Genomic DNA, 24308 nt, shown 5'->3' on the forward strand with positions numbered 1-24308 from the left:
GCTTACCTCCTATAATATATCTCTAATTCCTCATTTATGGGGTTTTTATAAACTTCGCAGTCCACATTATAAACATAATCAATAGTTTCTTTGTTTATAATTTCTTTTGGTGAACCTTGTGCATATATTTCTCCATTTTTTAAAATATATAGATAGTCGCAGTATCTTGCAGCCATAGAGATATCATGAAGTGCGGCAAGTACGCTGATGTTTAAATTTTTCATAATTTTAAACATTTCTAGTTGATTTTTTATATCAAGGTGATTTGTAGGTTCGTCAAGTATCATAAAATCTGGTTCTTGGCAGATTGCCCTAGCAAGTATTACTCTTTGTTTTTCTCCACCTGAGAGTGTGAGAAAGCTTCTATCTTGGTATTCTAAAAGACCAACCTTTTTCAAGGCGTCTTCTACAATTTTAAAATCATTTAAATTATCTTTTTCCATAATTTTCTTGTGGGGTATACGTCCCATCAAAACTATTTCTTTTACAGAAAAATCAAAGTCTAGATTATTAAATTGTGAAACTACGGATAAATGTTTAAATATATTCTTGTAACTATCATTTAAAATATCAATATCTCCAAGTTTTATGCTACCACTTTTTGGATTTATTGATTTGTAGACTGTTCTTAAAAGTGTGGACTTTCCTGAACCGTTTGGTCCAATTATTCCAGTAAATTTCTTTTTTTGACAGCTCATATCTACATTTTTTAATATTTTTTTCTTATCTATTTCTACTGATAAATTTCTTACATCTAGATTCATATCTAACCTCCAAACCTATTTCCTCTCTTCAATAATATGTAAATAAATACTGGTCCACCTATTAGGGCAGTGATAATGCCTATTGGAAGTTCTGTATTATTTATCAATATTCTTGAGAGTATATCTGACAAGGACAAAAATATTCCTCCAAATAACATACTTAAAGGTACAAGTTTTTTGTGGTCAGATCCAACAAGAGCTCTTACTATGTGTGGAACTGTAAGTCCTACAAAACCAATTATTCCAGAGCTTGAGACAATCACACCAATTAAAAGTATACAGATAAATATATAAACTTTTCTGTATACATTTATATTTACTCCTAAGGTCTGAGTAACCTCTTCATCCATCAACATAGCATTTAGATTTCGATGCTGTGTAATAAAAAATATAGCGGCAAAGAAAAGTAAGACACTGATTAAAATCAAGTTTTCTTTGTTGGCTTTGGCAAGGCTTCCCATGGTCCAGAAAGTTATATCCTTGATTTTTTCTGAGTTGCCAGATATGTAAATCAAGAGATTGGACAAACTAGTTGCTATAGAATTGATTATCGTACCTGCCAGTATTAGTTTGACCGTGGACAGCTTGCCCTTATGAGAAGCCATAAGTAGAACCAAATATCCAGCTATAAAGGCTCCTGCAAATGCGAAGAATGAAATTCCAAGGCTATTAACTGTTATAACTGTGATCGAACTAATCATAATAGCAAATGTGGCTCCGAGTGATGCACCAGATGATATACCAAGTATATAAGGATCAGCCAGTGGATTTTTTAGAGTTGCCTGCATAATTACACCACACAGGCTTAGTCCCATACCAACAAGTATAGATAAGAGAGCTCTTTTTATTCTAATATCAAAAATAATACTCTTATACATATCTTCATTTGCCATATTACTTATAGAAAAATTGCTATTAAATATTTTATTCGATATCAAGGAGATTACATCAGTAAAATTTATTTTGACCTGTCCCAATGATATAGATAGAATAAACACAAATCCTAAAGCTAAAAAGGATAATAGAAAATATATTATAAAGTGATTATTCTTAGTTCTTTTCAACACTAGCACCTCCATTTAAAAAAGTAGAAAGTGTTTTGTAAGTATTTGAAAGTTCTATTTCTCCTCTTACAGCGGATGTATAATCTATTGAAAATACCTCTTTATTTTTAATTGCCTTTATATCTTTTAAATTTTTATTGTCCAGAAGTGATTTCACTAGGGAATCTGGATCTTTGGATTGAAATTCTGATACTATAATTTTGTCAGGATTATTTTTAATAATTATTTCATCAGAAAGTTCAATATAACTATCTTTTGATATTTCTTGATACTCATATCCAAAGTCTTCTATAATCTCAGAAATCAATACACCTTCTTTTGGGCAGTAGAAATCTTTATTGCTAGACCTTGATATAAACAGTACCTTTTCATCGTGTTTTTTGACAGACTCTAGTGAACTATTTATTTTTTCTTTTTCCTTATTTAAAAACTCATCCACTTCATTTTCAATCTTGAATATTTTCTTAAAATTATCGAGGTCATCATAATATTGTTGAAGGCTTCTTCCAGTAGTGAAGTTGATAGCTGGAAGTGCCATTATGTCATTAGATTTATAAAATTCAAGACTACCTGATCTATCATCTTTAAATCCAGAAGACATAGAGTAGACCAAGTCTGGCTTTAGTGAAAGAACAACTTCCTTTGATGGCCACATAGTGGTAAGTACATTTAACCCTTTTAGTGAGTCCTTCTTTACACTATCTCCTGAATCAAGGTAGCCAACTCCGACTATTTTATCTTTTAGTCCGAAATAATCCATATAGTCAACTAAAGCCTCTCCAAGCACAACCACTCTTTCTGGATCTTTTTTAATTTCGAGTTCTTCTTTTTCTCCCGAGTCATCATAAATAGTGAGCGTAGGTTTGTTTTTTACTGTGTCTTTCTTGTTTTGTAAATCCTTATCACTACTGCATCCCACCAGAAATACCAATAGCAACATTACTAATAATTTTTTATTTTTCATTTTAATAAATCCTCCTTGTTAATATTGATTCTCATTACATAATAACAAAAAAATACTTTTTACAATGTTGAACACATCATAAAAAGTATTGAGAAAATTTATTTATTGAATTATTTGTTTTTAAATTGTAGACGATATTCTTTGGGAGTGAGGCTATACTTTCTTTTAAAGGCATAGGTATAATTGCTAGGTGAAGAATATCCAGTATCAAAAGATATTTCAGTGATATTTTTACTTGTGTTTTCAAGATCAAACTTAGATTTTTCTAAAAGCTTAGTTCTGTGATAACTAAAAATGGTATCGTGATAGATTTCTTTAAAACCATCATTTAATCTATTTTTATTAATAGCGAGTATACTGGAAAGTTCTTCAATAGTAGGTGGATCATCTATTCTTTCCATAAGCATGCTTGGAATTAATTTTATTTTTTCAATTTCATATAAATCTAAGTCCAAACTATTATTTTCTCCAAGTTTTTCAAAGGAAATAATTCTAGAAAATATTTCCATAATTTTTGCTTCCAAAAACAGAATTTTACTATTATAATCCATTTTATTTTTGTATATTTCTAAAAATACATTTGATATATCTGGGGCAACTTTTCTGCCTAGATAATAGTCAGATCTAGAGCTCTCTTCTAATTCTTCTATAGTGTCAAACCATAAATTTAGACCTTGGCTGCCAAAGTAAGAGTCGATCTTTCTTTTGTCACCAGCAATTGAAATGCCTTTATATGGCTTGTCTTTTCTGTATATAACTTCGCCGTTCATATCTTTTGATAGGGAGACAGACATCTCTCCTTCTATAAATTTTGTATGTCCTAAGCTTTCTTCATTTATTTCCATTGACCCTGATATACAATACTCAATTTCAAAGTAATCACTGGACATATTAAATGAGGTAATCATATCTCTGTTAAATAAGACATCGTATATCACAAGCATAAGTCCCTCTTTTAGCGTAAAAAACTCTATTCTGCCACTTCCAAACTCTTCTTTTATTTTATATATTATAAATTGTTCGCTCTGCTCTTTTATATCCGAGAATACCTCTCTTTGAAGAAAATACTGAGCTACTAAATCTTCATCTTTTATATTGCTAATATTATATTTACTCAAAATGGACCTCCATCCAACCAAATAAGTCTATAAGTCTATAAATATACTAGAGTTGTATATTCAATATAATTTCCCTTATAAATATAGTGTTTGCATAAAAATATTCTACTTATATTATACTATATTTTTAGCCAAAGAACTAAGCAGAGAATGCTCATGGATATATGAATAAGGGTATAGTTTTAAAATTAGAAACTGGAATTATAATCTCTAATCTGTGTAATTATTAGCAAAAAAAATAGAATTAATTTTTAAATAGAAAATTTATTAAAGATAAAATAAAATCTCTATTAAATTATTATCTGTTTACGGTAGATATCTTAATATAGGTGTAGTATTTGCTCAAAATAAACAATATAATAAATCAATAGTGTATCGTTACAAAATATAAAAATCATATTTATTGATTATTTTCTATCAATAGATGTTATAATAAAAATATGAAATTTATATTTCAATCAATTCAGATTATTCTTGATAAGTTTATATATGAAATAGGCTTATTCTAGGGGGAATCTGTAATTATATTATATTTTTGTGGGGTGAAAAAATGGAATATTCTGAACTGTTTACGCCTATTAAGATAGGTAACGTGGAGATTAAAAATAGGTTTGCACTTGCACCTATGGGACCTTTGGGACTTGCTGATACAGATGGAGGCTTCAACCAAAGAGGGATAGACTATTATGTAGAAAGAGCAAAGGGTGGAACCGGACTAATTATTACCGGTGTATCATTTGTAGACGAAGAGGTAGAGCAACATGGAACACCTACCTGTCCATCATCAACTATGAATCCACTTCATTTTGTTAGAACTGCCAAAGAGATGACAGAAAGAATACATGCCTATGGGGCAAAGGTTTTCTACCAAATGTCTGCAGGATTTGGTAGAGTATCTATACCAAATATAATAGGAGAGCATGCTCCAGTAGCACCTTCTGTAATACCACATAGATTTTTGGATATAGATTGTAGAGAAATCACAAAAGAAGAAGTACAAATGATGGTCAAAAAATTTGGTGATGGTGCATTTAACTGTAAGAGAGCTGGATTTGATGGTATTCAAATACATGCTGTTCATGAAGGTTATTTACTAGATCAATTTGCGATTGCATTTTTCAATCACAGAGAAGATGAGTATGGTGGTAGTCTAGAAAATAGACTTAGATTTGCCAAAGAAATAGTGGAAGAAATAAAGAGAAGATGTGGAGAAGACTTCACTGTAACATTGAGATATAGCCCTAAGAGTTTTATTAAAGACTGGAGAAAGGGTGGTCTTCCTGGAGAAGAATTTGAAGAAAAGGGAAGAGATATAGAAGAGGGGATAGAAGCAGCAAAACTATTGGTATCATATGGATATGAAGCACTCGATGTAGATGTTGGTTCTTATGATGCATGGTATTGGAGCCATCCACCAATGTATCAAGAGAAGGGACTTTATAGACCATTTGCAAAGATAATGAAGGAACATGTAGATGTACCAATTATATGCGCAGGAAGAATGGATAATCCTGATATGGCACTTGAAGCTATCAAAGATGGTACTTGTGACGTAATCAGCTTGGGTAGACCATTACTTGCAGATCCTGACTATGTAAAGAAGCTAAGATCATCTAGAAAAGATGAAATCAGACCTTGTATATCATGCCAAGAAGGTTGTATGGGAAGAATACAGGAGTATTCTCTAATCAACTGTGCAGTTAATCCAATGGCAGGTAGAGAGTCAGTAACAAAATATAATCCTATATTAAAATCTAAAAAGGTTATGATCATAGGTGGAGGGCTTGCTGGTTGTGAAGCAGCTAGAGTGCTTGCAATAAGAGGACATAAGCCAGAAATATTTGAAAAAGATGACAAACTAGGTGGAGTATTGTTAGCTGGTGGAGTTCCATCATTCAAAGAAGATGATTTGCATCTTGCAAGATGGTACGCTAGACAGCTAGAGATACTAGAAGTTCCAGTAAATTTAAATACAAAAGTTGATGCTAATATGATAAAAAACTCATATTTTGATGTCTTAATAGTAGCAACAGGTTCAAAGCCAAAAGTAATAGATCTAGGATGTCCAGAGAAAACTTTTGAAGCTATGGATGTGTTATTAGGTAAGAAGGATCCAGGAGAAAAAACAGTTATTTTAGGTGGTGGTTTAGTAGGTTGTGAGCTAGCACTACACCTAAGAGAACTAGGTAAAGAAGTAACAATAGTAGAAGCTTTGGATGATATATTAAAAGTTAACGGACCAATATGTCATGCAAATCATGATATGTTACATGCTTTAATTCCTTACAAGAATGTAAATACAGAGTTGCTTTCAAAAGCTAAGAGTTTTGATGGTAAGAATCTTACAATTACAACTCCAGGTGGGGAAAAGACAATAGAAACAGACAGTGTAATACTAGCTATAGGATATAATTCAAATAAAGACTTGTATAAGGAAATAGAAGCAGAAATTCCTGAAATATACGAGTTAGGCGATGGAAAAGAAGTATCAAATATAATGTACGCTATTTGGGATTCATTTGAAGTAGCAAATCATATTTGCATGTACTAATAAATAAAAGAGGTCTCCAGAATTACTGGGACCTCTTTTTTGTTTAAATATATTCTTAGTAAATTTTATTATTTATTTATTTATGAATATGATCTCTTGGCTTGTATTTATCCGGAAGTATATCAAGGTACTCTTTGTCAGATTCTCTATGCCTGTCTGGATCCTTAAAGAAATCTCTAACCATAGTAACCACTACTCCAGATAAGAATAGTAGACCTATTAAGTTTGGTATTGCCATAAGACCATTTAAAGTATCTGATATAGCCCATATAGATTGAAGTCCACCGATTGAACCAACAAATACAAGTGGTATAAAAATAAGTCTATAAGGAGTTATAAATTTTTTACCTAGTAGGTACTGAGTACATTTCTCTCCATAATATGACCAACCCAAGATTGTAGAAAAGGCAAATAAAGTAAGTCCGATAGATACAATATATTTTCCTCCTCTGATACCTTCTTCAAAGGCAGCTGAAGTAAGAGCAGCTCCCTGTAGTCCAGAGTCCCAAACTCCTGAAACCAAAACAACTAGGGCTGTCATAGTACATATAACGATAGTGTCCATAAATACTTCAAATACTCCCCACATACCTTGTCTTACGGGATGATCTGTAGTAGCGGCGGCATGAGCTATTGGAGCACTACCAAGACCAGCTTCATTAGTAAATACACCACGTGCAATACCATTTCTCATAGCCATCATAAGAGTAGAACCAGCAAATCCACCAACTGCAGCTTGACCTGTAAAGGCTGAGCTAAATATTAGGCTAAATGCATGTGGAATCTGATTTGCATTTATAAAGATTATTAATAGAGAGCCTAATATATAAAATAATGCCATAAATGGTACCAACTTTTCTGTAACTTGACCGATTCTTTTTATACCGCCAATAATAACTATTCCAGAAAGAACTGCCAAGACAATACCTACAACAATAGGATTTACATTAAAAGAAGCCTTCAAAACTTCTGCAATAGAGTTTGATTGTGTCATACATCCTATACCAAAAGATGCTAAAGCACCAAACAACGCAAATAACTTTGCTAGCCAATTCTTGCCAAGACCTCTAGAAATATAATACATAGGTCCTCCATAAAAAGAACCTTCATCATCCTTTACTCTATATGTAATAGAAAGTATAACTTCGGCGAATTTTGTAGTCATACCTAAAAGTGCAGACAGCCACATCCAAAATACAGCTCCAGGACCACCAACCGCAATAGCGAGTGCGACACCGGCTATATTACCAGTACCTACAGTTGCAGCTAGTGCAGTGGATACAGCTTGAAATGCAGAAACTTCTCCCTCACCGACATTACTTTTTTTAAACATCTTAAAAAGAGTGTTTTTCATTATATATCCAAATTTGGATAAGACAATAAACTTAGTTTTAATTCCTATAAATAGTCCAGTTCCGAGTAATAAAATCAACATCGGCCAGCCCCAGACAAATTCACCGATGAGTTTGTTTACATCTAAAATCGTATTCATAACTTATCTCCTATTAAAATAAAATTCCAATAAAGTAATAAAAATAATAACTTTATTTATAAAAGAAAAAAGGACTTTGTTTTGATAAAGTATATAATATATAAATGAATTTAGTGTGAATTCTTAATATTATTCAAAAAAAGTAAACTTAGTAAAAAAGTAGGATATCGTAATATAATATATTTAATAATTAGTAGATAGGCTTATTCTTATTCTTGTATAGAGAAACATATTTTTTGAATATTATAAAAACTTTTCGTAAAAAAAATATAAAAGTCTGTTTTGTTCATATTTAGAAAGACAATGAAAAAACAAAAGCCAGATCAAATGTATTTTTCTATGAAAATTGAAAGCTTTAAATAGGAAGTATATATAAAAAGTAAGCATTATGAGGGTAAGTTATAAACTTAAAATACAATTAAAAATTTGACTGAAAATAAAAAATTAAAGAATATAAAAAATGAAAAAATAAATTAAAGAAAGAAAAAAAGCTGAATAAGAATAGTAAAAAAGGCATTTAGGGGTATATCTATATAGTAGAGGAATGATATATATATAAAATAAAATTATGTATTAAATTATAAAAACATTAAGCAAAAAGTATATTTTCATAATTTTTTAAGAAAAATATACAGTTTTTATTGACAAAAAGTTAATATAATAATATACTTTTATTATATTAAAAGCGAACAATTTGCATTTGATTCCCTTTAAGGAAATTAAAATTTATTTATGAATATAATATATAAAAATATAAAAAAGGAGGTAATTATGAAAAAAATTGGAGTGAAAATTTCAGCACTTCTCTTGTCAGCGTCGATTTTATTGGTTGGATGTTCAGGAGGGGGAACCGATCAAGTAAAAAAGGATGATGGCAAACTAAATGTATATAGTAGCTTTTATCCTATGTATGATTTTGCAAAAAAAATAGGTAAAGACAAGGTAAATGTCAATAATTTAATACCTGCAGGGACGGAACCACATGATTGGGAGCCAACACCAAAAGATTTGGTGAATATTGGTGACTCAGACGTATTTATATACAGTGGAGCAGGTATGGAAGGCTGGATTGACAAGGTATCTGAAAATGTTAAAAATGATAAGATGGAAATGGTTGAGGCATCAAAAGGTGTAAACTTACTGAGCTCTAAAGAAGAACATCTTGATAAAGAGATAAACAATGATAAACATGAGCATGGGGCATATGATCCACATGTTTGGCTTGATCCTGAGAATGCAAAAATTCAAATGAAAAATATAAAAGAAGCATTTTCAAAGGCAGACCCTAAAAACAAGGACTTTTATGAGAAAAACTATGAAGAAAATGCAGTAAAGTTAGATAGTTTGGATCAAAAATTTAAAGATGAAATTGGAAAAACAAAAAAGAAGGATATAATAGTTGCTCATGAAGCGTTTGGATATCTTTGTAAAGCATATGGAATCAATCAAATAGGAATAGAAGGTTTATCTCCAGATTCAGAACCAGATGCAGCTAGAATGGCAGAAATAACAAATTTTGCCAAAAAAAATAATGTAAAATATATATTCTTTGAAGAGCTAGTAAGTTCTAAAGTATCTGATACCCTGGCAAAAGAGATTGGTGCCAAAACAGAAGTATTAAATCCACTAGAAGGGCTTACTGATCAGCAAATAAAAGACGGAGGGGATTACTTTTCAGTAATGGAAAAAAATCTAAACTCAATCTTAAAAGCATTAAATTAGTAAACTTATATTTGGATGTTGAAAATTAAACAAAAGAATAATAAAAAAATCCTAGAGAAAGTACTTTAATTATTTTTAATATTAAAATGAAAAATCTCAAAATAGATGACTGACTTATAAGTTTGAATTCTGAATTTTGACTTTAAATTTGAGTAAATAAACAAAAAATAATGTTGAACTATAAGTTAATTTAAAAATCTCTTAAAGGCTGAATCTAAGCGTGATATAAAGTGATACTCTACTTAAAAAATAAATTGATTAAGTAGAGTATTTTTTTATAGGAAAAAATATTTATGGTTGACTTATGATTTTTAAGGTGGTAACATAATAACCAACAAGAAGTTAATTCACAGAATACTTTTAAAATAAGTATGTGGATAGAATTATTAAATATTAAAAAAGGAGAAAAAAGATGAAAATATTACTTAACAACAGAAATTATTATTATTACTTTAGCTACTACGGATAGGGGATTGTAACACTGTTTCGATTAAATCAATTTGATTTCGGCATTGTTTGCAAGCCCCGCTTAGGATACAAAAGCAAAGGTTTGTGGCATGTCGGCTAAAGTGATAAGATGTTGTAAAAGTAATTTTACTATCGCCGCGTGTTGGCGGTTTTTTTTATACCCAAATTTCGCATTGTGTATACCGCCGCTTTATATTCGGCGGTTTTTTTGATTTTTAAATAACTTAAATTATAGGAGGATGAGGTTTTATGAATGCAATTATTACGATTTTAACGCAAAGCATGTTTTTGGCAATTATGGGAATAGGAGTGTACATTACTTATAAAATTTTAGATTTTCCAGATATGACAGCAGATGGTAGCTATACTTTGGGAGCAGCAATTACAGCATCGATGGTGGCTTCTGGAGCACCTGCAATATTGGCAGTATTAGCTTCGATAGTAGGTGGAGCATTGGCTGGAATGGTATCGGGACTTTTGCATGTGAAGTTAAAAATTACAAATTTATTATCTGGAATATTAGTTATGGGAATGCTTTATTCAATTAATCTAAGAATTATGAAGGGTAGAGCAAATACGCCAATATTTGATTCTAAGCATCTCTTAAATTCTGAAATATTTAGTGGAGTAGATCAGAAGGTAATGACTTTAGTAATTGCACTAGTAGTAGTGATGATAGTAAAGTTACTCTTGGATTTATTTATGAAAACAGGTCTAGGATACCTAATTAGAGGTACTGGAGATAATGAACAAATGGTTAAAACTCTGGGTATTGATGTAAGTAAGATAAAGGTTATTGCACTGATGATATCAAACTCATTTATAGCATTTAGTGGCTCTATGATGTGTCAGTTCCTTGGATTTGCAGATGTAAATATGGGGATAGGAACATTAGTATTAGGTATAGCCTCAATAATAATAGGTATTTCAGTATTTGGAGGATTGAAGAGAGTAAAAGATACAACAAAGATAATACTGGGAACAATAATTTACCAATTTGCAGTTTTCTTTGCTTTAAATACAGGAATGCAATCTAGTGATTTAAAGTTGGTAACTGGATTAATTATAGTTGTATTTATATCACTTAGCAAAAAAAGTGTTGCTGATAAAGTCAAGGGAGTATTGCCAAAGATATCTGCAAAGAGAGCTTCAAAAGTATTGAATTTAAAGGAGGATAAGAATGTTAGAGCTTAAGAATATATCGAAAATATTTTCAAATGATAGTGGATTTTCCAACAAAGTATTGGATAGCGTTAATTTGGAAATAAAAAAAGGTGAGTTCGTGTGTGTAATAGGTAGCAATGGAACAGGCAAATCTACTCTTCTAAACATTATATCTGGGCATACCAAGGAAACTTCTGGGACAATTGAGCTAAATGGAAAAGAGATAAATAATTTACCAGAACATATCAGGACTAGAAAGATCAATAGAGTATTTCAAAATCCATCAATGGGAACTTGCCCAACCATGAGTATTAGAGAAAACTTAGCTATGGCAATAAAAAAAGAAAAGTTATTTGGACTTAAAAAATGTCTCAGCTTTGAAGAAGATATATACAAAAAAGCAGTGAAGGAATTTTCTCCTAGATTGCTCAATCACCTAGATTCACCAGTGGGAAGCCTGTCAGGTGGACAAAGGCAGTCAATATCTCTTTTGATGTCATCTCTTTCCAATCCAGATATATTATTATTAGATGAACATACTGCGGCACTTGATCCAAAAACATCTGATGAAATAATAGATTTAACAGATAAAATAGTAAGAGAGCATGGAATTACAACTTTAATGGTGACTCACAATCTAAAGCATGCAATAAACTATGGAGATAGATTGATAATGCTTCACAAGGGAAATATAATTATGGATTTAAGAGGTGAGGAAAAGGAAAAGTTGACAGCAGAAATGATTCTAGAAAGCTTTGAATATGCAGTATAAAAAGAAATTTATTAAAGTAAAAGTATAAAAGATTGAATATTCTGTAATAATAAATAAAGAAGATGAAAAATGAAATTGAACTCTTACTCAAATATGGATCTAAAGAGACTTTAAAATCTCTATTTAAAATAAAAAATGATTCGAAAAAGTATTGTGTAAGTAATCAAAGCTATCAATAACTCTTATACATATATACCATACCCAATGCATAAGAGTTTGATAAATAGATGTTATAGAAGTGTTTTGCTTCTATACACAACCCCTAATATGATAGAATTTAATGTAATGGTATGATTGTATTTAGTAGATTATTTTTCTCAAAACTACTTATTTACAGCTCCTAAAGTTAAATATGTAGGCAAAAAACCCAAGCTTATCTACTAATTCAATTATACAAACAAAAGAGAGGAGAAATCCTCTCTTTTGTTTGCCCAAAAATTGGCTAGGGTATATAAATATAGAAAGAAAGAGATTATAAAACATTGAAATAATAAGAATCTATTGTATAATTATACTAGTGAGTAAGAGCGCTTAACTATAAAATAGTGATGAGAATGCGTCTTAGATGGAAAAAGTTTTAGAATAGGATGATACGGATGAAAAAAATTGTAGAGGTAAAGGATGTGTCTTTTAGATATGATAAAGAATATATTTTTAAAAATATAAGCTTTGATGTATTGGAAGGTGACTTTGTTGGAATTATTGGTTCCAATGGTACTGGAAAATCGACACTGATAAAGTTAATTTTGGGTCAGCTAAAGCCAGAGCAAGGCTCCATAAAGGTAAATGGCAAGGATCCTTCTACAGGAAAAAATTTAGAAACAATCGGATATGTTCCTCAGGTAGGATTATCTAGAGGTATAGATTTTCCAGCAACTGTAGAAGAAATAGTAATGATGAATATGTACAAGGAAATTGGAAGGTTTAGGTTTGCTAAGAAAAAGCATAGGGAAAAAGTCCTGAAAACACTAGAAATAGTGGATATGGAAGACTTTGCAAATAGAAAATTCTCTGACTTATCGGGTGGGCAACAACAGAGAATAATAATAGCAAAGGCAATCGTAAATTCGCCAAGTCTATTGATATTGGACGAACCAACTACTGGTATTGACCACCGCTCTGAAAGAGTCTTATATGAACTACTCGATAAATTACATAAGGAAAACAAAATCACAATAGTAATGATTTCCCATGATTTAGAAAAGATAAAAAAACACTCTAATAAATTGATAAAAATAGAAGATTTTGAGGAGGTGGATTAAATGTTGGAATATGAATTTATGAGAAGGGCATTTGTAGTTGGTCTACTTCTAGCAACAATTATTCCATGTATAGGAGTAACAATTGTTTTGAAGAGGCTTTCTATGATGGGTGATGCACTTTCCCATGCTTCTTTGGCAGGTGTTGCTGCTGGGCTAGTGATAGGTATTAATCCAATCTTAGGTGCTGTTATAGTGACTGTTATAGCTGGATTTGGAATTAATGTAATAAGGAAGAGATTTCCAAAGTATGCAGAGATATCTATTGCTATAGTTATGTCCGCTGGAGTTGGTTTAGCTGGTGTATTATCGGGATTTACAGATAATTCATCGGTGTTTACTAGCTTTTTATTTGGTAGTATAGTTGCAATTACAGACTTTGAACTTTACCTAGTAGTGGCACTGGCTATAGTAGTTATGTTGGCCTTTCTTCTATTGTATAAAGAACTTATGTATATATCATTTGATGAAGAGGGGGCTAGACTCGCTGGCATACCTGTAAAAAGTGTAGACTTCATATTTACAATACTTACAGCGTTGACAGTTGCCATAGCATCTAGAACTGTTGGTGCATTAATAGTTTCTTCTATTATGGTGATTCCGGTGGCTTGTGCGATGAGATTTACTAAAAGCTATAAAATGACAGTAATTTTATCTGTCTTATTTGCATTAGCATTTACTGTCGTGGGCTTGGTATTATCTTTTTATCTAGGCTTAAAGCCAGGTGGAACTATTGTATTAGCTGGAGTGATAACTCTTATAGTAGCTATGATTGTAAAAAAATAGATTAAAGGACATTTACACTCAGGTAAATGTCCTTTTTTGATAAATAATATATAAAAGATATAGACTATCTTTAGACTAAAATGATAGAATCTAATTAAAAGAAGAGTGCAGAGGAGGAGTCTTATGGCATACATTTTAAAAGAAGTAAAAATGCGCACAAATAACTCTCCAGAAGGAATGGAGAAGATTAGTGCACTTTGGAGAGATGTTATATCAGGAAAGTTACCAGTTTTATTTGATAGTGATAAGATGTTTAAAGAAGGAATATCATTAATATCAAGATATAGTAACTATGAATCCGATGAAACAGGTGAATATGATCTCAGCATTATGGGAGTAGATTCAGGTTTTTTTGCAGAGATGGAATTGAAGGTTGAAAGAGGACTATATAAAAAATATGATGTGATAGATATAAGTAATGATGAAGCTATTTGTGCGAAAAATGCATGGAATAAAGTATGGTCAGAAACAAAATCAGGCGTCATAAAAAGATCTTTTGAAGATGACTTTGATAGTACAGTATCAGCTGAGTATTCAGGTGATGGAAAAGCTCATTGTTATCTATATATATCTATAGAAAAAGAAGATAATTTAATATAGAAATGTAAGTGTATATTTTAAAGGAGGCTAATATGAAAGTGTACGGAACTATGTTGTGTCCAGATTGTCCACCGATAAGAGAATTGCTAGAGAAAAAGGGTGTAGATTATGAGTTTTTAAATATTACTGAAGATTTGATGATTCTAAAAGAATTTTTGAAGCTAAGAGATAATAGAAGCGAATTTGATATTATAAAGCAAGAAGCAAGCATTGGAGTGCCTTGCATGCTTACAGAAAATGACGAAATTATTTTTTACGAAGAAATAATTAATAGATTTGATAAATAAAAGAGATAATTAATATATTTGATAAATAAAAAAGTGAAAGAGGGGCTTGACTTCAAGCCCCTCTTTCTTTGTAAGTTGAAAAAAAGCATTTTAAGGAGAAAAAGCTTTTTATCTATTGTATAAACCGTCTATATCAAGTACAGTATTTAATAACACGTTTGCACCCTTCCAGCAGTTTTCAACTGGAGTATATTCGATTTCGCAGTGGCTATTTCCACCAATGCTAGGTACAAATATCATAGTTGTTGGCATTACATCAGCTACAAACTGAGCGTCATGTCCTGGACCTGAGTACATTCTCTTGTTAGTATAGCCAAATTCTCCAGAGTTCTTTTCTACTAGGTCAACATATTCTTTGTGGAAGGCAACTGTTTTTCTTGACCAAAGTTCTTTGTATGAAACTTCGCATTTTGCTAATTCCTTTGGTATATTTTCTACTATTTTTACTACCTGCTTGATTACTTCAGGATCTTGATGTCTAGCATCTAGTGTGAACTTTACATCATCTGGAATTATAGTATGTACATTAGGGCTACATAATATTCTACCAGTAGTGTATACCAATTTATCATCTAACTTGTCTAATTCAGTATGTAAGTATTCTATACCTTTAGTTGCTGCAAATAGAGCATCTCTTCTCCAAGGCATTGGAACAGTACCTGCATGTCCTGCCTGACCCTTGAATTCAAATTCATAATTTACCATACCAACAACGCCTTCAACAACACCAATATCAACTTTTTCAAGTTCTAGTACAGGTCCCTGTTCGATATGAAGTTCAAGCATAGCCAAACAATTATCTGGATCTATACGATTGCTTTCTTCGCCATTGAAATCACTAGCTTCTAGAGCTTCTTTAAAAGTAACACCTTCAACATCTGCAGATGCTAACATTTTTTCTTTGTCAAACTTCTTACATATAACACCAGAGCTCATCATTGCTGGATCGAATCTTGCACCTTCTTCATTAGTCCATATCATAACTATGATAGGATGACGATGAGGGATTTTATTTTTTACTATTGTTTCAGCAACTTCAAGTCCAGTCAATACTCCAAGAATACCGTCATAATTACCACCCTGAACAACTGAATCTGCATGTGAACCCATTACTATTGCAGGTAATGAATTATCAGTTCCTTCAAAAGTTGCGTATATATTGGCCATATCATCTATTTTAATTGTTGCACCTAATTCTTTTGTTCTCTTAATAAACTCATTTCTACCTTGAACATCTTCTGGAGTAAGGCAAAGTCTAGTAATACCACCTTTACCAGTATCACCAAATTTGCTATAACACTTAATTTTTTCTTCGAGTCTATCTATATCACATTCAAACATTTTCTTACCTCCGTATATCTATTTTAATTATATTTTTATTTTCATTTTTAATTTTTGATTTATAATATTTCCATTTTTAAGTACTGTATATATTTGTATTATTGGATTTCTGGCTTACCTCTCTTTAGAAGTAGTCCACGACCTTCTTCTCCTATATATTTTCCATCTTCAGCGATTAATTCACCTCTAGAGAATGTAGCTACAGGATAACCTTTTACCTTAAATCCTTCATAAGGAGTATAATCAACTTCTTCATGTAGATTATCTACAGAAATAGTAACTTCCTTGTCTGGATCAAATACGACGATATCTGCATCTGAATTAACAGCGATAGTTCCCTTGTCTGGGTACATACCAAAAATCTTGGCTGGATTTGTTGAAGTTAATTCTACAAATCTTTCCATAGATATATTTCCTCCATTTACACCAAAATGATGTATAAGAGCCATTCTTGATTCAATTCCAGGTGCTCCATTAGGTATTTTTGTGAAGTCATTTTCTCCCATTCTCTTTTGTTCCATAAAGAACGGACAGTGATCTGTAGCAACAGTTTGTAAGTCTCCAAGTCTTAAGTCATCCCACAATAATTTATGGTTAGAAGCATCTCTTAGAGGAGGACTCATTACATATTTTGCTCCATTGAATCCTTCTTCTCTATAATTATCAATAGATAATAGTAGATACTGAGGACAAGTTTCACCCATAGTCTTAAATCCATGTTTTCTAGAAGCTGTTATGATATCGGCAGCTTCACCATTACTTACATGTACAATGTAGATAGGAGCATCCAACATCTCAGCCAATTTAACTGCTCTATTTGTAGCTTCTGCTTCACATTTTTGTGGTCTAGAAATCGCATGGTATATTGGTTCAGTTTTTCCTTCATCCAATAGATTTTTAATTCTATAATTAATTGAATCATAATTTTCAGCATGTACGCATACTAATCCATCATTATCTTTTGCTATTTTTAGTATTTCCATCAATTCACCATCTTCTAGTCTCATACCTTCATAGACCATAAAAACTTTAAAAGATGGGAAACCGTTTTTCAACAACTCAGGCAATTCTTCTCTTGTAGTGTCATTTAGCTTTGTTACAGCAAGATGGAATCCATAGTCGATAACAGCCTTGTCTTTAGCTTTGCCATTCCAAATATCAATTGTTTCATTTAGAGTTTTACCTTTTGGCTGAACAGCATAGTCTATTATAGAAGTAGTACCACCTATTGCTGCTGCTTTAGTTCCAGTTTCAAAGTTATCACTTGAAAAAGTACCTCCAAAAGGCATATCTAGGTGTGTATGAACATCGATACCCCCAGGAATCAATATTTTTCCTGAAGCATCAAAAACTTCTTTTGCACTTGCTGGATCAATTTTATCAGATATATCCTTGATTTTTCCATCTTTAATACCAATATCTGCCTTGTAGTAATCTCCACTTGTAGTTATACTTCCATTTTTAATAAGCACATCATAAGTAAACATATAGTATCCCCCGTTCTTATGAATATAAAATAAATTTTTAGTTTTTGAAATTGAATAGAAATAATTGAACGAAACTAAAGACAAAATGATAAAAACTCATTTTGACAAAGAATTATAAAAGATCCTGTTTTGATTGATTAATATGATGTTATATTATCACAATATTTTTTAGAGGTCAATATATATTTTAAATTTTTAAAATATTTATATAATTGAAATTATATTTGCATATATAGATAATATATACTAATATTTTCAAAATAAAGTGATAATATAAATCATATTTTTCTATTTTATTATTATTTTTAATCCCTACAATGTTTTTTAATCAATCTATTTGCAGTACTTTGAGAAATTTTCAGGGCTTCTGCCAACTTGTATGAAGAATTATATTTTTTGTGATATAGATTGACTATGTCACTTTCAGCCTGATCCATTAGGTCCTTGTAACTGAGTCCTTTTTCAAATTCTATATTTAATTTAAAATTTTCAAGATCCTCTGTCGCTGAAATTATATTTTTTGGTAAATCACCTATTTCTATTGAGTAGTTTTGAGCATTTAGTACGAGGTATTCCATAAGATGCTCTAGCTCTCTAATATTTCCAGGCCAAGAGTAATTTTTTATGTAGGGTATCACTGAATCTGAGATGGATACACTTACATTGTACTTTTTGTTGAAAAATCTAATAAAATGATGTGTTAGAACTTCAATATCTTGTTCCCTTCCGTCCAAAGAAGGCATATTCATCTGTACAACATTCAATCTATAGTACAAATCCTCTCTAAACTGCCCATTTTTTACAAGCTCTTCTAAGGATCTATTTGTTGCTGTTATAATTCTTATATCAGCAGTCTTTTTTTTCGTGCCACCAATTTCTAAATATTCCTTTTCTTGAACCAACTCCAACAGTTTTCCCTGTAGGTTTATTGGTATTTCTCCAATTTCATCTAAAAAAAGAGTTCCACCTTCTGCTTGTTCAACAAGACCTTTTTTGCCAGTTGTAAGTGCACCTGTAAATGCACCCTTAGTGTATCCAAAAAGTTCTGATTCCATAAGATTTTCTGGAATAGTGGTACAGTTGATATTGACAAAAGGTTTCTTCGAACGAGGACTTACATTATGTAGGTACTTGGCAAGAGAGGTCTTTCCTGTTCCTGAAGCTCCTGTAATCAATATATTTACATCCTTGCCTGCAAATCTATTAGCTCTAAGAATAATTTCATTCATAACTTTACTTTTGAATATATTGAAACTATTTTTCGAGTCATCGTTATTTACAAATTCTTCTTCTTTCTTTAAACGCTCTTTTGTATGGTTTAGAGCATTGTATAATAGTTCATTTTCAGTGATATCTCTACAATTTTCAACTACATAACTAACATTACCCTCATTATCTAGTATTGGAGAAGAGGTATTTAATATAGTTCTTCCTGTTATGGTCTTTTGTTTATAGGTAATAGTTTTTTTGCTTTTTACAACATCATCAAACAATAGAATATCTACGTAATTGTTTTCAACTACATAATTTACATGCTTACCTATTAGCTCACCACGATTGACCCCGTAGTTATTTTCAAACATATCATTGCAATAGATGGCGATACCATTGCCATCCGCAACAAAGATTTCGTCATAAGAATTATCTATAATCGTTTTGAAAAATCCATCTGAAAGATTATCATCGCAAAATATATAGGCGTCGAAATCTTTTAATGGTATCTGCATTAATTTTTTATCTTGAAAATCGAGTTGATCCATATATCGTACTTTTTTTAAATTTTGAAAAAACATTTCTGAAAAAAAGTTATAATCTAGTATTTTTTTGTTTTTATTAGCAATAATTATTGGCATACTTGGTATACCGTTTATATCAATAGTCATTTTAATCCCCCATAAAATATAAATTGATAGATAAATATAAGTCAATTATGAATTATATTATAACATAACTTTCTGAAATGTATGTTAATTCTATTGGTTAATTTAACAAAAAAATGCATTTTTTAACATAAAAACAAGCATATAAATATAAAAATTAAGATTACTTCGGAATTTTCAAAAAATTCGTTCGAAATTTCACTGAGTCAAAAAAGACTTAAATGCGATTTTATTTGATAAAAATAAATCAAAAAAGACTTAAAACAATTTGAAGTTTCTGAAAAATAGCATAAAAATCTGTTATAAACAAAAAAAATATAGTTACAGCCAAAATGTCTGCAAGGCAACAAAATTCAACAGCTTGAAGAAAAGTTTGTTGAAAAAAATATTTTTTATAAAATTGGCATGGGGTTTGCAATATGTAATTGCAAGAATAGAAAATTGAAATTATAAATTCTTGTTTGATTTGATTAATATGCTTTAAAGAAAAAATTGAGGTTTAAGTTCTGAATTTGATTTGATTAATATGTATATAGTTCCTTAAGGAGGACGTTCAATGAGTTTTCTTTTAGCATTGTCACTATCAACGGGTTTTTTTTGCGGTGTGTGGGCCGCAATTGCTGCAGTTCCATCTCTAGGGTTGATTACTTGGGCAGGTTTTGCTGGATGTACAGCGTATTTTGCTTCAGGTAAGCATGGAATAGAGGGAATGTCAGCGGCAATTTTTTCCACAATGTCAGGAGTAGTATCAGCTTTAATAGCTTTATTTATATCGGGTAAATTTCCAGGGATACCAGTGGTTGCAATATTAATGACAGGTATCATATCAGGAACAATGTGCTTAAAATCAGCAGTAAAGCCATTATGGTTTATACCAGGTGCCTTTATAGGTTGTTTTTCAACATTTGCATACGTATCAACTGGTGTAAATATTTTTAGCGCAGCCTTACTTCCACATGTATTGTCAATACTAAGCGGATCAATATTGGCACTTTGTTGTGATAAAGGTGGAAATTTATTGTTCAAAGTATTTGGTAAGCAAGAAGATACTGTTCAGGAGGATATTACTCAGGAACATATCATTCAGGATTAATATTATTACAAAAACTTTGAGCCAAGCGAAATAGTATATTTGAGTAATTGTAAAAATTTAAAGGCAAATGTAATAAAAAACTAAAAGTATATTGTAGTACCATAAAAATTTAAAGTTTATGCTTCTAGATTTGTTTTTGAAGTACAAGCCTATTTAAATGCTTGTTGTAGCATAGTGTTAAAGTGATGTATCAATAGCTAAAAGATTCAAATGAGGAATAGGTCATATTAAAATAATATAGTTGTATTTTTGGAAAACGCTATTACGATTATAAAGGATAGAGAAAACTATATCTCAGAAGCAAGGAAAAAGAGTTATTAAATTAGTAAATAACATCTTAAAAAATATTATAGATGACAATATACTAGTGGCTTTAAAATGAATTATAAGTTATTAAATGATTTGTAATTTAAGATATAAGATTTGTTTGTAACTATGATTTATTTAACTAAAAACTTATGAAGCTAGAATAATATAAAAGTCTTCAAAAAGATAGTAAAGATTGTATGTATAAAAGCAAATTTGATATATAGCTAATATGTGGTAGGTGGGGGTTTCTTATGGCTTATTGTTGAGCATATAGAAATCGATTGTAGGTAAGATGATTACGAAAGTAAATAGGAGGTCGAGAGTATGAGTCAGGTAAAAAAAGTAAAATACGGAGAAAAACCAGAAAAAGATTTCAACATAAGAACGGCGATGGAGGAAGCATCTAGATGTCTTCTATGTGAAGATGCGCCATGTTCACAGGGATGTCCAGCAGGAACTGACCCAGGAAAGTTTATACGCTCTATAAGATTTAAAAACTTCAAGGGAGCAGCAGAAACAATAAGAGAAAATAATATCCTTGGTGGATCTTGTTCACTTGTCTGTCCATATGGAAATTTATGTGAAAAAGAATGTGCAAGAACAGGAATTGATAAGCCAATACAGATAGGAAAGCTTCAAAAATTTGCTATTGATTGTGAAAAAGAAGCTGATATGAATGTGCTTAAAAAGCCAGATTTCAATACAGGTAAAAAGGTTGCTTGTATAGGTTCTGGACCAGCATCTCTTGCATGTGCTACAAAGCTAGCATTAGAAGGTGTAGATGTAACTATATTTGAACAGTTTGACCAACCAGGAGGGATACTTACATATGGAATAACTCCATCAAGACTTCCTCAAGAAGTGGTTGATCATGATATAGATCAGGTAAAAAAAGTAGGTGTTGAGTTTAAGTTAAACACTAGAATAGATGGAAAAGATGGGGTAGAAAAACTACTTCAAGATTTTGACGCAGTATTTGTAGGTGTTGGTCTTTGGAGCAATGCAATGCCAAATATAAAGGGAATAGATGCTAAGGGTGTATATTCTGCACAGGACTTTTTAAAGATAGCTAGAGAAAATAATGGAAAGTTTGACATAGGAGAAGACATACTAGTAATAGGTGGCGGAGATGTTGCTATGGACTGTGCATCTACATCAAAGCAGTTAGGTGCAAATGTAGCAATAGTATATAGAAGAACTATAGAAGAAGCACCAGCCTACATAGACGAAATAAAGTATGTTCAGGACATGGGAATACCAATGATTACAAAATTTGCTCCTGAAGAAATAATTTCTGACGATGAAGGAAATGTAGTAAAAATGATGTTTAAATCATGGGATAATGTATCTGAAATGGTTAAAAAAGCAGATACAGTAGTATTTGCCATAGGACAAAAGGCAAGCGATGATTACAAAGAGATAGAATTAGCAGAAGGTGCGTTTATTAATGGAGATATCATAAATGGTGGACTAACTGTAGTTCAAGCTGTGGCAGACGGAAAAGTATCAGCAGATGAAATTATTGACTATTTAAAAATAAAGGAGGCAAAATAATATGACTTTAGTAAAAGATCTTTCAATAGACTTTCTTGGCGTTAAATGCGAGAACCCATTCTTTTTATCATCTTCACCAGTATGTAGTAACTATGAAATGATAAAGAAGGCTTTTGAAGCTGGTTGGGGTGGAGTATATTATAAAACATTAGGTATATTTATACCAGACGAGTGTTCACCTAGATTTGATATAACATCTAAGGAAAGCACAGTATGGACTGGATTTAAGAATATGGAACAGATATCAGATAAGCCTCTAGAGCTAAATCTTGAATACATTAAGAGACTTAAAGAAGAGTTCCCAACAAAGGTAATGGCTGTAAGTATTATGGGAAGTGATGAAGAAGAGTGGAGAATTTTAGCAAAGAAGGTAACTGAAGCAGGAGCAGATATTATAGAATGTAACTTCTCATGTCCTCAGATGACTAGTCACGCTATGGGTTCAGATGTAGGCCAGAATCCTGAACTAGTTGAAAAATACACTAGAGCAGTAGTAGAATCTACTCATCTACCAGTTGTTGCAAAAATGACACCAAACATAGGTAATATGGAAGTTCCTGCGATGGCAGCAGTAAAAGGTGGAGCAAAGGGTATTGCAGCAATAAACACTATAAAGGCAATCACTAATATAGATGTTGAAAATATGACAGCTATGCCAGTAGTAAATGCAAAGTCATCAATATCAGGGTATTCAGGAGCTGCAGTAAAGCCAATAGCGCTTAGATTTATTACTCAGTTAAAGCAGCATCCAGAACTAAAGGATATTCCAATTACTGGTATAGGTGGAATTGAAACTTGGAAAGATGTTGTAGAATTTTTACTAGTTGGTTCAGGAAATCTTCAGGTAACAACTTCAGTTATGCAATATGGATATAGAATAGTTGAAGATATGATCAGTGGTCTATCTCACTTTATGGATGAATATGGATTTGAAAAGCTAGAAGATATGATAGGACTTGCACTACCAAATATTATTCCAGCTGAAGATCTTGATAGATCATTCAAGATTATTCCATCAATTGATGAAGATAAGTGTGTAGGTTGTGGAAGATGTTATGTATCTTGCTTCGATGCAGCTCATCAGGCAATAGATTGGGACAAGGATAATAGAAAACCAATAATAAATGACAACTGTGTAGGATGTCATCTATGTCTAAATGTATGTCCTGTTCTTGACTGTATATTGCCAGGAGAAGTTAAATTTAAAGAAGGTAGAGAAAAGCACGATATAGTAATGAAACATAATTATGAATAAAAAATAAAGATTAGGATGGGCTTTAAGCCCATCCTAATAAATATAAAGTTATAGGAAAGATTGCTTTTTGAATTTTCTAAAACAAAATTAAACATAAATTATAGCAAAATAACTTAGTATAGCAATGCTATTGTAGAATGGTAAATAATAATTTTAGCTTATAAAATTAAAAAAAATATTAAGGTATATGAGATTTTAAGAATAGAAAAACCCAATTAAAAATCGAGCTTAAAATCATATTGTTTAAAGAAATTTTGTGTACAGAAGTTATATGTACAGAGGTTAGAAATATGATATTTACTAAATAAAAATACTGAGTGAAATATTTCTGCAATTTAATAAATATTTAAAGATAAGAAAAGTATTTGCCACTTGTAT

Annotated in this window: 19 protein-coding genes; 11 read left to right on the plus strand and 8 right to left on the minus strand. The window is 31.3% G+C overall.

What is annotated here, in order from left to right; translation table 11 throughout:
* Positions 1-2: 2 nt before the first annotated feature.
* The 4 genes from RR561_RS07315 to RR561_RS07330 all read right to left on the minus strand — a co-directional run bounded on the left by RR561_RS07315 (position 3) and on the right by RR561_RS07330 (position 3910).
* Complete coding sequence (locus tag RR561_RS07315) at positions 3-764, minus strand: ABC transporter ATP-binding protein (protein WP_332506982.1); 762 nt, start codon at positions 762-764, stop codon at positions 3-5.
* A 2-nt stretch (positions 765-766) separates the two neighbouring features.
* The gene (locus tag RR561_RS07320; protein WP_332506984.1) at positions 767-1828 is read right to left on the minus strand and encodes a FecCD family ABC transporter permease; all 1062 of its coding nucleotides are present in this window, start codon (positions 1826-1828) and stop codon (positions 767-769) included.
* Entirely contained in the window at positions 1815-2792 is a 978-nt protein-coding gene (locus RR561_RS07325; protein ID WP_332506985.1) for an ABC transporter substrate-binding protein, read from the minus strand. The genes RR561_RS07320 and RR561_RS07325 overlap by 14 nt, the downstream gene beginning before the upstream one ends.
* 110 nt (positions 2793-2902) lie before the next feature.
* Entirely contained in the window at positions 2903-3910 is a 1008-nt protein-coding gene (locus RR561_RS07330) for a helix-turn-helix domain-containing protein (protein WP_332506986.1), read from the minus strand.
* 550 nt (positions 3911-4460) lie between these two features.
* Here RR561_RS07330 and RR561_RS07335 point away from each other — a divergent pair.
* The gene (locus RR561_RS07335) at positions 4461-6461 is read left to right on the plus strand and encodes an oxidoreductase (RefSeq protein ID WP_332506988.1); all 2001 of its coding nucleotides are present in this window, start codon (positions 4461-4463) and stop codon (positions 6459-6461) included.
* 76 nt (positions 6462-6537) lie between these two features.
* On the opposite strand, the gene RR561_RS07340 is transcribed toward RR561_RS07335, so the two are convergent.
* Positions 6538-7953, minus strand: coding sequence for an alanine/glycine:cation symporter family protein (locus RR561_RS07340; RefSeq protein ID WP_332506990.1), 1416 nt, complete (start codon positions 7951-7953; stop codon positions 6538-6540).
* Positions 7954-8724: 771 nt separating this feature from the next.
* Between RR561_RS07340 and RR561_RS07345 the strand changes: the two genes are divergently transcribed.
* The 7 genes from RR561_RS07345 to RR561_RS07375 all read left to right on the plus strand — a co-directional run bounded on the left by RR561_RS07345 (position 8725) and on the right by RR561_RS07375 (position 15011).
* On the plus strand, positions 8725-9675 hold the full coding sequence (locus RR561_RS07345; RefSeq protein ID WP_332506992.1) for a metal ABC transporter substrate-binding protein: 951 nt from the start codon (positions 8725-8727) through the stop codon (positions 9673-9675).
* Between the two features lie 717 nt (positions 9676-10392).
* Entirely contained in the window at positions 10393-11337 is a 945-nt protein-coding gene (locus tag RR561_RS07350; protein ID WP_332506993.1) for an ABC transporter permease, read from the plus strand.
* Positions 11324-12079, plus strand: a complete 756-nt coding sequence (locus tag RR561_RS07355; protein WP_332506994.1) for an ABC transporter ATP-binding protein — start codon at positions 11324-11326, stop codon at positions 12077-12079. The genes RR561_RS07350 and RR561_RS07355 overlap by 14 nt, the downstream gene beginning before the upstream one ends.
* A gap of 596 nt (positions 12080-12675) precedes the next feature.
* A complete protein-coding gene (locus tag RR561_RS07360; RefSeq protein ID WP_332506996.1) occupies positions 12676-13341 on the plus strand; it encodes a metal ABC transporter ATP-binding protein in 666 nt (221 codons plus the stop codon).
* Positions 13342-14124, plus strand: coding sequence for a metal ABC transporter permease (locus tag RR561_RS07365; protein WP_332506998.1), 783 nt, complete (start codon positions 13342-13344; stop codon positions 14122-14124).
* Between the two features lie 123 nt (positions 14125-14247).
* A complete protein-coding gene (locus tag RR561_RS07370) occupies positions 14248-14724 on the plus strand; it encodes a hypothetical protein (protein ID WP_332507000.1) in 477 nt (158 codons plus the stop codon).
* A gap of 32 nt (positions 14725-14756) precedes the next feature.
* Complete coding sequence (locus RR561_RS07375; RefSeq protein ID WP_332507001.1) at positions 14757-15011, plus strand: glutaredoxin domain-containing protein; 255 nt, start codon at positions 14757-14759, stop codon at positions 15009-15011.
* 108 nt (positions 15012-15119) lie between these two features.
* On the opposite strand, the gene RR561_RS07380 is transcribed toward RR561_RS07375, so the two are convergent.
* From RR561_RS07380 to RR561_RS07390, 3 genes are all read right to left on the minus strand, one after another.
* The gene (locus RR561_RS07380) at positions 15120-16352 is read right to left on the minus strand and encodes a Zn-dependent hydrolase (RefSeq protein WP_332507004.1); all 1233 of its coding nucleotides are present in this window, start codon (positions 16350-16352) and stop codon (positions 15120-15122) included.
* 98 nt (positions 16353-16450) lie between these two features.
* On the minus strand, positions 16451-17839 hold the full coding sequence (hydA, locus tag RR561_RS07385; RefSeq protein WP_332507006.1) for a dihydropyrimidinase: 1389 nt from the start codon (positions 17837-17839) through the stop codon (positions 16451-16453).
* A 305-nt stretch (positions 17840-18144) separates the two neighbouring features.
* Positions 18145-19722 carry a sigma-54 interaction domain-containing protein gene (locus RR561_RS07390; protein ID WP_332507007.1) on the minus strand — a complete coding sequence of 526 codons (1578 nt, stop codon included), beginning with the start codon at positions 19720-19722 and terminating at the stop codon, positions 18145-18147.
* 553 nt (positions 19723-20275) lie between these two features.
* Here RR561_RS07390 and RR561_RS07395 point away from each other — a divergent pair.
* From RR561_RS07395 to preA, 3 genes are all read left to right on the plus strand, one after another.
* Positions 20276-20812 (plus strand): DUF1097 domain-containing protein, encoded by a 537-nt coding sequence (locus RR561_RS07395; protein WP_332507009.1) that lies wholly within the window; start codon positions 20276-20278, stop codon positions 20810-20812.
* A 633-nt stretch (positions 20813-21445) separates the two neighbouring features.
* Complete coding sequence (locus RR561_RS07400) at positions 21446-22675, plus strand: FAD-dependent oxidoreductase (protein ID WP_332507010.1); 1230 nt, start codon at positions 21446-21448, stop codon at positions 22673-22675.
* A 1-nt stretch (position 22676) separates the two neighbouring features.
* Positions 22677-23930, plus strand: a complete 1254-nt coding sequence (gene preA / locus RR561_RS07405; RefSeq protein WP_332507012.1) for an NAD-dependent dihydropyrimidine dehydrogenase subunit PreA — start codon at positions 22677-22679, stop codon at positions 23928-23930.
* Positions 23931-24308 lie beyond the last annotated feature (378 nt).

Origin of the sequence: Peptostreptococcus sp. (genome assembly GCF_036639115.1) — a bacterium.
Taxonomy (GTDB): domain Bacteria; phylum Bacillota; class Clostridia; order Peptostreptococcales; family Peptostreptococcaceae; genus Peptostreptococcus.